This window comes from Collinsella sp. CLA-ER-H5, assembly GCF_040092375.1.
In the GTDB taxonomy this organism is placed as follows: Bacteria; Actinomycetota; Coriobacteriia; order Coriobacteriales; family Coriobacteriaceae; genus Collinsella.
Map to the genome: position 1 here is coordinate 14,010 of NZ_JBBNLR010000010.1, position 13,616 is coordinate 27,625.

A 13,616-nucleotide genomic window follows, 5' to 3' on the forward strand; every position below is an offset into this window, starting at 1 on the left:
ACACTGACGACATGGGTTCGTCGGACTACTCCACGGTTGGTCGTTCCGCCGGGCTTATGACCATCCTGACCATCGTGTCTCGCGTCACCGGTTTTATCCGCACGTGGGCAATGGCGGCCGCTATCGGCATGTCGCTACTCTCGTCCTCCTATCAGGTCGCCAACAACCTGCCAAATATGCTCTACGAACTCGTGATGGGCGGCATGCTCGTGACGGCGTTTTTGCCCGTGTACATGGGCGTGAGGCGTGAGCAGGGTCGCGAGGCCTCGAACGAGTACGTGGGCAACCTGCTTGGCATTCTGCTTTTGGTGCTGGGTGGCATTTCGTTGTTGGGGACCGTGTTCGCCCCGGGCTTTATCTGGACGCAATCGTTCCTTTCGGGTGACGGCGGCAGCATGGATACCGCTGCGTTCATGTTCCGTTTCTTTGCCATCCAGATTCTGTTTTATGGTTTGGGCTCGGTGTTTTCGGGCGTTCTCAACGCGCACCGCGACTACTTCTGGTCGACGTTTGCCCCGGTCCTCAACAATGTGATCGTCATTGCGAGCTTTATGGGTTTTGCGCCCGTGTCCGCACAGTTTGGCGAACGTGCCGGCATCATCTTGATTGCGGCCGGTACGACCCTCGGTGTTTTTGTTCAGATGGCATGTCAGATCCCCGCGCTTGGCAAGCACGGCGTGCATCCCCATATCCATATCGACTTTAAGGACCCCGCACTGCGCCAGACGATTGCGCTCGGTATCCCGACGCTGCTCGCCACGGTGTGCATGTTTGTCTCGACTTCTATCACCAACGCTGCCGCGCTGGTGGTCCAGCCCGAGACTGGTCCTTCCGTCATCGCCTATGCACGCCTGTGGTACACGCTGCCCTACGCGCTGATTGCCGCCTCGCTTTCGACGGCGCTCTATACCGAGCTCTCTCACGACGCACAGGAGAAGGATTACGACAGCGTCCGCACGGGCATTTCGCGTGGCGTCGCCCAGATGCTGTTCTTCCTGATTCCGTTCGCGCTGTACCTGATTGTCTTCGCGCGTCCGCTCAACATGATTTACTGTGCAGGCAAGTTTGATGAGTCCGGCGTGGCGCTGGTGTCCGAGTTCCTTGTCTACCTGGCGTTCTCGCTGCCGCTCTACGGCGTGGTCGTGTTGATGCAGAAGAGCTTCTCTGCCTTGCTCGACATGAAGCCCTATAGCCGCTATTGCCTGTATTCCGCCATCGGCCAGGCCGGCTCGGTTCTGGTGTTTGGCGTTGTGCTGGGCTTCGGTATGCCGGCAATCGCGCTTTCGTATGTCGTCGACTACGTGATCTTGGTCGGCTGTTCGCTGTGGTGGCTGCGTCGTCGCCTGCGTGGTCTTCAGGTCAAATCCATCCTGCATGGCGGTTTCTTTGGCCTTTTGCTCGGTGGCCTGGGTGCTGCCGCAGGCGCCGGCGTCATGTGGGCGCTTGAACACTTTGTCGGGGCACTTGGCGGCTCGATTCTGATTACTCTTGGCTACGTTTGCGTTGCGGGTGTCGTCTCGCTTGCTGTTACCTTTGGCCTTGCCGTCGTCCTTAAGATGCCCGAGGTTTCGGCGCTGCTTCGTCGCAAGTAGGTGCGCGTGGCCGGTCACGACAACATTCCAACGCTTGCCGAGCAGGTTTCGCGCGTTCCCACGCAGCCCGGCTGCTACCTTTGGAAAGACGCCAAGGGCGATGTCATCTACGTAGGCAAGGCGAAAAACCTGCGCGCCCGCATGCGTCAGTACGTGACGCTGCAGGACGAGCGCCAGAAGATCCCGTTGATGATGCAGCTGGTGGCGAGCTTTGACTATATCGTGGTGGAGACCGAACATGAGGCGTTGGTGCTCGAGCGCAATTTGATTGGTCAGTACCATCCGTACTTTAACGTCGACCTCAAGGATGACAAGAGCTACCCCTTTATCGCCATTACAAAGGGCGACCTGTATCCCGCTATCAAATACACGCGTGAGCGTCATAAGCCGGGAACGCGCTATTTTGGACCTTATACCGATAGCCGCGCCGCACGTGAGACGATAGATACGCTGCGCAAGGTTATCCCCATCTGCTCCGCATCCTGTGCGGAGTGGCGTCGTTGTCGCCGTATCGTCGAGTCCCACAAGGGCGAGGAAGACATCGTCAATATGATTTGCGCGCAAAACGGGCGCCCCTGCTTCGACTATCATGTCGGGCGCGGCCCGGGTGCGTGTGTCGGCGCGATTTCCCCGGCAGACTATGCCAAGAACGTCAAACGTGTCGAACGTTTTTTGTCGGGCCATCGCAAGGACGTCGTCGACGAGCTGACATCCGAGATGACGGAGGCCGCCGAGGCGCTCGATTTTGAGCGCGCCGCCCGCGTCAAACGTCGTTTGGAGGTCATCAGGGGTCTGGACGACCGTCAGCAAGTCGTTTTTCCCTCCAGTGTCGATATCGATGTTATCGGTTTCTATCGCGAGGAGACCATCTCCGCCGCTTGCGTCTTCGTCGTTCGCGAGGGCCGAACAGTTCGCACCTGCGAGTTCATTCTTGACAAGGGTCTTGATGTTGACGAGGAAGAGCTCCAGTCGGGCTTTCTTAAGCGCTATTACGACGAGACGGCTGATATTCCAGCTGAGATAAACCTCTCTGTCGAGCTTGAGGATGCGGAGACGCTGGGGGAGTGGCTTGCGGGCAAGCGTGAGCGTTCCTGCCATCTCCATAGGCCGCAGCGTGGCGAAAAGCATCGTCTGCTCGATATGGCATCCAAAAATGCGCGCCATGCCCTCATGCGCTACATGATGCGAACGGGGTACGCTGACGACCGCACCAATCGGGCACTCTTGGAGCTCGAAAGTGCGTTGGCGCTGCCATCGCCGCCGTTGCGTATCGAGTGCTTCGATATCTCTACACTGCATGGCACCTTTACGGTCGCTTCGATGGTGGTATTTACCAACGGACGCGCCGACAAGAGCCAGTACCGTCGTTTTAAAATTCAGGTCGAATTGGACGAGGCAAACGACTTCGTGTCGATGTCCGAGGTTTTGGGACGACGCTATGCTCCCGAGCGCATGGCTGACGAGCGCTTTGGCTCGCGCCCCGATTTGCTCGTTGTCGATGGCGGTAAGCCGCAATTGACCGCTGCGATCAAGCAACTTGAGGCTCTTGGGCTCGATATACCAGTTTGTGGCTTGGCAAAGGCCGATGAGGAGGTTTTCGTGCCTTGGGACGAGACTCCCGTCGTGCTGCCGACCGGGTCCGCGTCGCTCTATCTAATTAAACAGGTGCGCGATGAATCGCACCGTTTTGCCATCACGTTCCATCGCGAATTGCGCGACAAGGCCATGACGGTTTCGGTACTCGATGACGTTCCAGGCGTGGGACCCACCAGAAAACGTGCCCTTATGCGCCATTTTGGCTCGATGAAGCGTTTGCGCGCGGCGAGCGAGCAAGAGATCGCGGAAGCTCGAGGCATTCCTGCCGATGTCGCCAAAGCGGTTCACGAGGCGCTCGTTGCATGGAATGCCGAGCGCGCCGAGGCGGCGGCAAAGCAATCCGAAAACTAAACACGCCTCTAAACAACTGATATACATGATTGCGTGATTTTCAATCATTTATTTCACGGCGATTACCAGCCGATTTCGGGTTTTATTAACGCTAAAACGTTTGACTAGCCATGGTGAACAACCCTGCTATCCTGCGGGTTGACGAAGACTGATATCTCACCTCGGCGATACATACTGTCTGGCGAATCGTTTGTCAATGAATTCGGTGAACGGTAGTAAATACCGTTCAAGCGTATGTATGTATCGGTCGCCGAGCGCGGCACCTCAGTTGGGCTCGTCGGTAGGTAAGGTATATATCGTCCGCAAGTTGCGCGGGGGCACGTCTAGGTGCTCCCGGGTAAGATTCTCTATTGATAGGAGAAGACATGGCCATCATCAACAAGGGTATGTCCAGGCGTTCGTTCCTCGGCCTCACCGGCAGCGTCGCTGCTGTCGCAGGGCTTGGTCTCACCGGCTGCGGTGGCAACTCCAGCGACGAGGGTTCCGCTTCCGGTTCCACCGATTCCGCCAACCGTGGCGGCGGCGTGATCACCGCTGGTTCCGCTTACGCTCCGTCCAGCTTCGATCCCGCCAGCACCGGCTCCGCTGTGGGCCTGGGTGCTAACTGGCACGTCGTCGAGGGCCTCTACGGCATCGATTACCACGACTACAGCACCTTCAACGAGCTCGCCACCGACGATCCCAAGTCTGTGGACGACACCACTTTCGAGGTCACCATCCGCAAGGGCGCCAAGTTCTCCGATGGCACCGAGGTCACCGCTGACGATGTCGTTGCCTCCTACACCGCTTGCGCCGCTTCCGCTACCTATGCTCCGTTCTTCCAGCCCTTCGAGTCCATCGAGGCCAAGGACGCCAGCACCGTGACGGTCAAGACCAAGGTCCCCAACTTCTCCCTGCTCAAGGATCGTCTGGCCATCGTCCGCGTTACCCCGGCCACCCAGACCGAGGAGGATCGCGCCAAGCAGCCGATCGGCTCCGGCCCCTGGATGTACGACTCTATCTCCGATACCGAGATCACCCTGGTTCCCAACCCCGAGTACAACGGTGAGTATGCTGCCGAGGATAAGAAGATCCAGTACAGCATCCTGACCGACCCCACCGCTCGCGTTACCGCTCAGCAGGAGGGCTCCACGCTCGTTATGGAGCTCGTTACCGCTGACGCCGTCGACCAGCTCGAGAGCGCCGGCTGCAAGATCGATAACGTTCAGGGTTTTGGCACCCGCTTCATCATGTTCAACGTCGCCAAGGAGCCTTGGAACAACGTCAAGGTCCGTCAGGCTGTCATGTATGCGCTCGACACCGAGAAGATGGTCAGCAACACCTTCGCCGGCCTTGCCACCGCTGCCAGCTGCTACCTGCCCAAGAGCTTTACCAACTATCATGAGGCTTCCACGGTGTACAAGACCGACGCCAAGAAGGCTAAGAAGCTCATCGAGGAGTCTGGCATCACCCCGGGTGCTATCACCCTGCGCACCACCGACAACGAGCAGATTAAGGGCATGGCCGCCCAGGTCAAGAACGACCTCGACGCTCTCGGCTTCGATGTGACCATCCAGACCGATACCTCGCCGGCCACCTACGCTGCCATCGACGGCGGCGAGGCCTACGATATCCTCCTTGCCCCTGGCGATCCTTCCTGCTTCGGCGCTGACCCCGACCTGCTGCTCAACTGGTGGTACGGCGACAACGTCTGGATGCAGACCCGTTGCCCGTGGAAGGAGTCCGCTGAGTGGCAGAAGCTCCACAGTCTCATGGACGAGGCTCTTGCCGCCGAGGGCGACGAGCAGCAGAAGAAGTGGAACGAGTGCTTCGACATCATTGCCGACAACGCCGTTCTGTACCCCGTTGTCCACGTCAAGACCGTCTCCGCTTCCTGGGACGATCCGTCCACTGCGCCCAACGGCGAGGCCCTCGATGGCTTCAAGGGCATCGGCACGACGAGCATGTCCTTCAGGGGCGTTGCGACCGTCAAGGCGTAAGACTCGCTTGAGTCTGTATGCAGGATGTCGGTCGTTGGGACCGTATCCTCATAGTTGAAACAAAGACCCGGGCGGCAACGATGTCGCTCGGGTCTTGTAATGAGTATCCGTACTCATATACCAGTTGGTCCTACCGACAAAAGAAAGGGGAGAGAACGTGAACAACTTGCTACGTTTGATTGGAAGGCGTCTTGTGGCGCTGCCGATCATGGCATTGGGCGTCACCGTCCTGGTGTTCTTCCTTATGTCGTTCTCCAAGACCGACCCCGCCTACACGGCGTTGGGTGACGGTGCCTCGCCCGAGGCGGTTGCCGAGTACCATGAGAAGTATGGTCTGGACGACCCCTGGCCCGTGCGCTACGTGCGCTATATGGGCGATCTGATTCATGGCGACATGGGCACCTATGGTGCTGCTCGCAACTCCGTTGCCAAGCGCATCTCCACGGCCCTGCCCGTCACGATGCAGCTGACCTTCATCGGTCTTGCCATCGGTGCGGTCGTTTCGTTTTTACTCGGCGTCATCGCGGCACTGTATCGCGATAAATGGCCGGACCAAGTGATCCGCGTCTTTTCCATCGCCGGCTTGGCAACCCCGTCGTTCTGGCTTGCCGTTCTGTTGATCCTGCTGTTCTCTTCCTACCTTAAGGTGCTCCCGGCATCGGGTGCTCTGCCCCACTTCACCACGAATCCGGTTGGCTATCTGGGACGTATGATCATGCCCGCTATCGCCTTGGCATTTCCGCTGACGGGCCAGATGACTCGTATCGTGCGTACCGCCATGGTCGAGGAGCTCGACAAGGACTATGTCCGTATGGCCCGCGGCGCCGGCGTTCCCGAGAAGGTCGTCGTCGGCATCAACGTTCTTCGCAATGCGCTGATCACCCCGGTCACCACCCTCGGTCTTAAGATCGGTTACCTTATGGGCGGCGCCGTCGTCATCGAGGTTATCTTCAACCTCCCCGGCATGGGCACCGCGATTCTGCAGGGCGTTCAGGGCAACGAGGCGAACCTGGTTCAGGGCGTCGTTATCGTCGTTGCTCTTGCCTTCATCATCATCAACATCGTGGTTGACATGCTCTACCTGCTCATCAACCCGCGCATCAGGACGGTGTAGATTATGGTAAAGATTCGAGAGAAGCAAACCGAGCAGCTCGAGAAGGCTGCCTCCAAGGGGCTCAAGCTCGGTGGCTGGAAGAAGATGACGCTGTCTTCTAAGATTGCCGCCGTCGTGCTGGTGCTGGTCGCCCTGACTGCGATTCTGGCGCCCCTTCTTGCCCCCTATAGCCCGGTCGAGATCTTTACGGCTCGCCAGGCTCCCGGCAACGGATTTATCTTTGGTACCGACGATAAGGGTCGCGATATTCTGTCGCGTATGCTCTACGGTGGTCGTTACTCGCTGATTATCGGCTTTGGCGCCACTGCCATGGCTTTGGTCTGCGGCTCGGTCGTGGGCGCCCTTGCAGCGGTTTCGCGCAAGGCCGTCTCCGAGACGATCATGCGTATCTTGGACATCATCATGTCCATCCCGGGCATCGCCCTCGCGGCCGTCTTCGTCTCCATCCTGGGCAACTCCGTGCCGTCGATCATCTTTGCCATCGGCTTTATGTACACTCCGCAGATTGCCCGTATCGTGCGCGCCAACATCGTGTCCGAGTACGGCGAGGACTATGTCCGCGCGGTCATCGTTTCCGGCGCCAAGGCTCCGTGGATTTTGATCAAGCATGTTCTGCGTAACTGCATCGCTCCGATCATGGTCTTCACCGTTACCCTGGTCGCCGACGCCATCATCTTCGAGGCCTCGCTGACCTTCATCGGCGCTGGTATCCAGGAGCCCACCGCTACCTGGGGCAACATCCTCGCCGACGCCCGCGGCGGCGTGCTTGCCGGCCGTTGGTGGCAGGCGCTGTTCCCAGGCCTGGCCATCATGATCACCTGCCTGGCGCTCAATATCCTCTCCGAGGGCATTACCGACGCTATGGCCGCTGCTCCCTCCGCCGCCCTGGATCCGACCGATTCCTCCAAGCGTCGCGAGGCCGATCTGCTGGTCTCCGACCCCGTTCGCGCCTATAAGGAGCAAGCCCAGTCCCTCTCCGCTCGCCTTGGCGCCCTGCGCGATGTCGAGCTCAAGCGTGACGATCGCCATGTGCCCGACGAGTCTGTCGAACCGATTCTCTCGGTCCGTGACTTCTGCATCCAGTTTGAGCATCACGGTGATATCAACGTCGTCGACCATGTCAACTTTGACGTCCGTCCTGGTCAGACCATGGGCCTGGTGGGCGAGTCCGGTTGCGGTAAGTCCATCACCACGCTGGCCATCATGGGCCTGACCGACGATGACGAGCATCTTTCCGGCGAGGTTCTCTGGGAGGGTCGCGACCTGCTCAAGATGAGCAAGAAGGAGTGGTTCGGCCTGCGCGGTACCGATATCGCTATGGTCTATCAGGACGCCCTGTCCTCGCTTAACCCCTCCATGCTCATCTCTGCCCAGATGAAGCAGCTCACCAAGCGCGGCGGCACCCGCAGCGCCGAGGAACTCCTGGAGCTCGTGGGCCTCGACCCCAAGCGTACGCTCGAGAGCTACCCGCATGAGCTTTCCGGTGGCCAGCGTCAGCGTGTTCTGATCGCTATGGCCCTTACCCGCGACCCCAAGCTGGTCATCTGTGACGAGCCCACGACCGCTCTGGACGTTACCGTCCAGAAGCAGGTCATCAAGCTGCTCAACGACCTTCAGGCCAAGCTCGGCTTTGCCATGATCTTCGTCTCGCACGACCTGGCGCTGGTCGCCGAGGTCGCCCATAACATCACGGTTATGTACGCCGGTCAGGTTATCGAGCAGGCGCCCACCAAGGAGCTGCTCACCAACCCGATCCACGAGTACACCCGCGGTCTTCTGGGTTCCGTTCTGTCCATCGAGAGCGGTTCGGGCCGCCTGCACCAGGTGCCCGGCGCCGTTCCGAGCCCGCGCGATTTCCCCAAGGGTGATCGCTTCGCGCCCCGCTCGAGCCATCCGCGTATTGGCCTGGACACCCGTCCGGTCTTCAAGCGCGTTCCTGGCACCGAGCACTTCTATTCCGAGCTCCCCGACGAGGTGCTCAAGGCAAATGGTTTGACCCCTCACGCGGAGGTGATGTAGATGAGCGAGACCGCAGTCAACGGCGTCGAGCCGATCATCTTCCTTGATGACGTCCACGTCACCTTTAGGACCCGTACCGGTTCGATTCTCCACCCTAACCTGGTTCACGCCGTCCAGGGTGTAACGATTAAGCTCATGCCCGGTCAGACGATCGGCATCGTCGGCGAGTCCGGTTGCGGTAAGTCCACCACCGCCAACGTCATGTGCGGCCTGCAGGCCCCCACGAGCGGCAAGGTCTACTTTAAGGGCAAGGACGTTACCAAACGTACCGCCGAGGACCGTCGCCACATGGGTCGCGTCATCTCGGTCGTGTTCCAGAACCCGGCCACGGCGCTCAACCCCCGCATGGTCGTTCGCGAGCAACTGCTCGACCCCATGCGCGTCCACAACCTGGGTACCGAGGCCGAGCAGGAGAAGCGCGTCAAGGAGCTCTTGGAGCTCACCGGTCTGCCCAGCTCCGCCGCCGAGGTTCTTCCCGGCCAGCTTTCGGGCGGTCAGCGCCAGCGCGTCGCAATTGCCCGTGCCCTGTCGCTGAACCCCGATGCCATCATCGCCGACGAGCCCACCTCGGCTCTGGACGTTTCGGTCCGCGCGCAGATTCTGAACCTGCTGACCGACCTTAAGAAGGAGCTCGGCCTGGCCATGGTGTTCATCAGCCATGACATCCAGACGGTCCGCTATATCTCTGACGACATCATCGTTATGAATGGCGGCAAGATCGTCGAGCAGGGCGAGGCCAAGCAGGTCTTCCAGCACCCTCAGGACCCCTACACCAAGATGCTGCTCGGCGCTGCGCCGTCCCTGCTGCATCCCAAGCTCGGCGAGTAGCCTCGCTTTCCCTCCCGTGCGCCCGGTTCCCTTGCCGGGCGCACCTCCGTTGCGATTTCGAAAGGTTGGGTTCACGAGCCATGCCAAGCGCTCAGGAGCTGCAACATCAATTTGGTGAATATCGAGGCGCCATGCCCCGTCCATCAGATTTCGATCTCTTTTGGAAGGACCGCATGGCCGAGGCCGACGCCGTCGGGCTTGACTATGCGATCGAGACGGCATCGGTCACCGATGCCGTGACCTGCCAGCTTTTCGACCTCTGGTATACCGGCATGTGTGGCGCCCGCCTGCATGCCAAGTACCTTAAACCCGTCTCGGACGAGCCCGTGCCATTGGTACTTCAGTTCCATGGGTATCCGGGTGCAAGCCGCAGCTGGTTTGAGCAGGCGTCGTTTGCGGGCATGGGCATGGCGCTCATCGCGCTTGACTGTCCTGGTCAGGGCGGTCCCTCCGAGGATATTGGCGGATTTGAGGGTACGACGGTCGCGGGCCATATTGTCGCCGGTATCGACGGCGATCCGGCCAACCTCTACTATGTCCGTCTGCACCAGGACATTCGCATCCTGTGCCGCATCGTTCGCGAGCTTGAGGGCATCGATCTTGCCCGTGTGTTTGTGAACGGCGCGTCGCAGGGCGGCGGTTTGGGCATTGCGACCTGTGCACTTAACAGCGAGCTTATCAATCGCGCCGCCATCCTCTATCCCTTCCTGTCAGATTTCCGCCTGGTCTGGGATTTGGATGCCGACGATATCGCCTATGAGGGCCTGCGCTATTGGTCGCGTTGGTTTGACGAGGATTCGACTCGTATCGACGAAGCCTATGCCAAACTGGCGTACTTCGATTCCAAGAACTTTGCCCCTATGGTCAAATGCCCCGTGCTGTTTGGCACCGGCACAGCCGATACCGTCTGTCCGCCAGCGACGCAGTTTGCGGTCTATAACAACCTGACTTGTGAAAAGCGTCATGAGTTCTTTGAAGGCTTTGGCCACGAGGAGATTCAGGATTTTGACGATCTGATCATTCCGTTTTTCTGCAAGGGAGGGGAGGCTCATGTCTAAGTGCGAGAGCAATGTCAATGAGCTGATTGTCTCCGACCTTGTGGGGATTCCCGGAACGGTCTCGTCAAGGCTCGCTGATTTCCGGGATTGGCGCGGTGATGCTTTTGCGGATGTTTCCGAATTAGAGATAGCCGCTTCGGACCTTGAGGTTTGCGGGCCGAGTATTACGCCGATCGATTTCGCCAATCCGTATGCCCGCTACTCCGAGGTTTCCTTTGAGCTTGGTGGCGATGTGGTCCACGCACGTTTGATCGAGCCTGCCGGTCGCGCCCGAGCATCCGAGCTTGTGCCGCTATGTCTGATGTTTCACGACATCGACCGACCCGTGCGGGGATGGCATCACATAACGAGGTTTGCGGCCATGGGATATGCCGTGCTTGCGCTGGACGATGAGGCGATTGGACTCAGCGATCTGCGGCAGGGGATTACCTCGCCTGCTTTTGTCAGGCGCGTCCGTTGGGGCTGCGCGTTGGCGGAGGTCGCGCGCAATCTTGATGGCATGGACCCCGACCGCATCTTTGCATGGGGCGAGGGTCTTGGCGGCGGAGTCGCGCTGGCGGTTTCCGCTCTGGACGAGCGGGGCCTCGCCTGCACGGCGGTTGCCAATCTGCTTCCTGGCGGCCTCGAGGCGTTGTCGTCTCGGGTGCGCGGATCGGTGCTCATGGGCACATCGCTTATGGATACCGTGAGCGATCCCAAGGATCAGTTTGCCGTATTCAACGGTCTTGAGTGTGACCGGAGGCATATCATCTATGCAAAATACGCTCACGAGCGCATCAATGCGTTCGAAAACGAAGTCGTAGACTTTTTTAACCAAACGTTCTACTCGTGTTCTTTGGCCTAGACGGCCTGGACACTGCCAACAAGAGTGGGTGGCATAGGGCCGCCCGCCAGACAACTAAGGAGATTCTTGTGGCAACTCAGAAATTCACCGGCGTTATCCCTCCCGTCGTTGTTCCCGATACCGAAGATCACCAGCTCGATGTTGCCTCCTTTGAGCGCAGCATCAACCGCATGATCGATGCCGGCGTCGATGGCCTGTTCTTCCTGGGCTCTTCGGGTGAGGTCGTTTTCTCCACCGACGAGCGTCGTCGCCAGATCATCGCCGAGGCCGTCCGCATCGTCGACCACCGCGTGCCTGTTCTGGTCGGCATCATCGATACCGAGACCGAGCGCATGATTGAGCACGGCAAGGTCGCTCAGGAGCTGGGCGCCGATGCCCTCGTCGCCACCTGCCCGTTCTATGCCCTGCAGGGCATGACCGAGGTCGAGGAGCACTTCCGCATCCTGCACGAGGAGCTCGACCTGCCCATCTTTGCCTATGACATTCCCGTCTGCGTTCACACCAAGCTCCCCTGGAAGCTCCTTGCCAAGCTCGGCGCCGAGGGCGTTCTGGCCGGCGTCAAGGATTCCTCGGGTGATGACATCTCGTTCCGCTACCTCGTTCAGGAGAACGAGAAGAACGGCCATCCGATGAGCATTCTCACCGGCCACGAGGTTGTTGTCGACGGCGCCTACCTCGGTGGCGCCGACGGTTCCGTCCCGGGTCTCGCCAACGTTGAGCCCGAGGGCTACGTGCGTCAGTGGAAGGCCGCTCAGGCTGGTGACTGGGCTACCGTCAAGGCCGAGCAGGATCGCCTCAATGAGATTTCGCACATCTGGGATGTCACCTCGGGCGTCCAGGGCTATGCCGGTGGCGTCGGCGCCTTCAAGACCGCTATGAACCTCATGGGTATCTTCGACAGCCCGACCATGCCGCGCCCGGTGAAGGCCATGACCGGCGAGAACGTCGAGGCGATTAAGAAGGTCCTCCAGGACAACGGCCTCCTTTAAAGCTTTCCCAGGCACCCGACCTCGCCGTTCAACCGTGCGGCCATGACCCATTAGGTCAATGGCCACACGGTTTCTCGGCAATCTCGGGCACCTGGAAAACCTTTACCGCGCTGTGACGGCTAGCCTGACGGCGCATTTCCTGTAGTTGCTTATATCTCCTAAGGAGAGCGACATGGAGAACAAGTACGTTTGCTCCGTCGATATCGGCGGCACCAAGATTGCGACTGCCATTATGGAGTATCCGGCTGATGGCGGCGTGCCCCATCCGGTCTTTGAAGCCGAGGTTCCCACCGAGGCCCAAGAAGGCGGCGAGGCAGTTTTCCAGCGCATCGAGGCGTCCATCAAGGCTGCTCTCGAGGCGAACCCCGATGTCGAGGTCCTCGGTATCGGTATTGGCGCCGCCGGTGTCGTCGACCCCAAGACGGGCGCCATCGCCTACGCCAACGAGATCATGCCCGGCTGGTCTGGCGTTCAGTTGGGGCCGCGTCTGCGCGAGGACCTTGGTCTTCCCGTTGCCGTGGTGGGCGACGTGCAGGCTCATGCTCTGGGCGAGGCCCACTGGGGCGTCGGCAAGGGCAAGTTCTCCGTCTTGTGTCTGGGCATCGGTACGGGCATCGGCGGCGCATATGTCGAGAACGGCCGCGTGATGCAGGGCTTCCACGGTGCTGCCGGTCATATGGGCCACATCGAGTGCTCGGCTGCCGCCGGCATTCCCTGCGCCTGCGGGCGTTCTGGCCATCTTGAGTCTGTTGCTTCGGGCACTTCCATTGGTCGCATGTACGACGAGCGCTTTGGCCGCGTCGACCCCAGCCGTCCTTCGGTCGGTCGCGATGTAAACGACCTGTGCCGCGCGGGCGACGCAAAGGCGACTGAGGTCATCCATGACGCCGGCTTTGCGCTGGGTGCCAGCTTGGGCTCGCTCGCTAACATCCTGGACCCTGAGGTCATCGTGCTTTCGGGTGGCGTGATTCACCAAGGTCCCGATTGGCGTTCACAGACGTGGAAGGATTCGGTACACGAGGGCTATGCCAGCCAGGCGCTCGATCCGCTTCAGGACACGCCGATCCTCATCGGTTCTCTTGAGGGCGATGCTCCGCTCATCGGTGCCGCCGAACACCTTCTTGCGTCGTTGAAATAAACATAGCTACCAAGTGCGCCTTCTGAGGTGCCGCAGATTGACGTGAAAGAGGAGCGAAGCGTACTTCGGTACGCGAGCGACGGTTTGAACGTCAAGGTGCGGTGTCTC

Annotated in this window: 10 protein-coding genes; all 10 read left to right on the plus strand. The window is 59.8% G+C overall.

Annotated features, from left to right (window positions below; translation table 11 throughout):
• The first annotated feature begins 11 nt into the window (after positions 1–11).
• The 10 genes from murJ (at position 12) to AAAX31_RS05105 (ending at position 13,508) form a co-directional block, all read left to right on the plus strand.
• A complete protein-coding gene (gene murJ / locus AAAX31_RS05060) occupies positions 12–1,592 on the plus strand; it encodes a murein biosynthesis integral membrane protein MurJ (RefSeq protein WP_349076395.1) in 1,581 nt (526 codons plus the stop codon).
• Positions 1,593–1,598: 6 nt separating this feature from the next.
• Positions 1,599–3,539, plus strand: a complete 1,941-nt coding sequence (gene uvrC, locus AAAX31_RS05065) for an excinuclease ABC subunit UvrC (RefSeq protein WP_349076396.1) — start codon at positions 1,599–1,601, stop codon at positions 3,537–3,539.
• 365 nt (positions 3,540–3,904) lie between these two features.
• Complete coding sequence (locus tag AAAX31_RS05070) at positions 3,905–5,518, plus strand: ABC transporter substrate-binding protein (protein WP_099431431.1); 1,614 nt, start codon at positions 3,905–3,907, stop codon at positions 5,516–5,518.
• 157 nt (positions 5,519–5,675) lie between these two features.
• Positions 5,676–6,632 carry an ABC transporter permease gene (locus tag AAAX31_RS05075; RefSeq protein WP_035138896.1) on the plus strand — a complete coding sequence of 319 codons (957 nt, stop codon included), beginning with the start codon at positions 5,676–5,678 and terminating at the stop codon, positions 6,630–6,632.
• Positions 6,633–6,635: 3 nt separating this feature from the next.
• Positions 6,636–8,651 (plus strand): dipeptide/oligopeptide/nickel ABC transporter permease/ATP-binding protein, encoded by a 2,016-nt coding sequence (locus AAAX31_RS05080; protein ID WP_035138893.1) that lies wholly within the window; start codon positions 6,636–6,638, stop codon positions 8,649–8,651.
• Positions 8,652–9,479, plus strand: coding sequence for an ABC transporter ATP-binding protein (locus AAAX31_RS05085; RefSeq protein WP_006236159.1), 828 nt, complete (start codon positions 8,652–8,654; stop codon positions 9,477–9,479).
• An 80-nt stretch (positions 9,480–9,559) separates the two neighbouring features.
• Positions 9,560–10,537 (plus strand): acetylxylan esterase, encoded by a 978-nt coding sequence (locus AAAX31_RS05090; protein ID WP_117855075.1) that lies wholly within the window; start codon positions 9,560–9,562, stop codon positions 10,535–10,537.
• Positions 10,530–11,381 (plus strand): acetylxylan esterase, encoded by an 852-nt coding sequence (locus tag AAAX31_RS05095; RefSeq protein WP_349076399.1) that lies wholly within the window; start codon positions 10,530–10,532, stop codon positions 11,379–11,381. The genes AAAX31_RS05090 and AAAX31_RS05095 overlap by 8 nt, the downstream gene beginning before the upstream one ends.
• A 68-nt stretch (positions 11,382–11,449) precedes the next feature.
• Complete coding sequence (locus AAAX31_RS05100; RefSeq protein ID WP_035138887.1) at positions 11,450–12,370, plus strand: dihydrodipicolinate synthase family protein; 921 nt, start codon at positions 11,450–11,452, stop codon at positions 12,368–12,370.
• Between the two features lie 172 nt (positions 12,371–12,542).
• Positions 12,543–13,508: an ROK family protein gene (locus tag AAAX31_RS05105; RefSeq protein ID WP_055286945.1), complete on the plus strand. Its 966-nt coding sequence runs from the start codon at positions 12,543–12,545 to the stop codon at positions 13,506–13,508.
• Positions 13,509–13,616 lie beyond the last annotated feature (108 nt).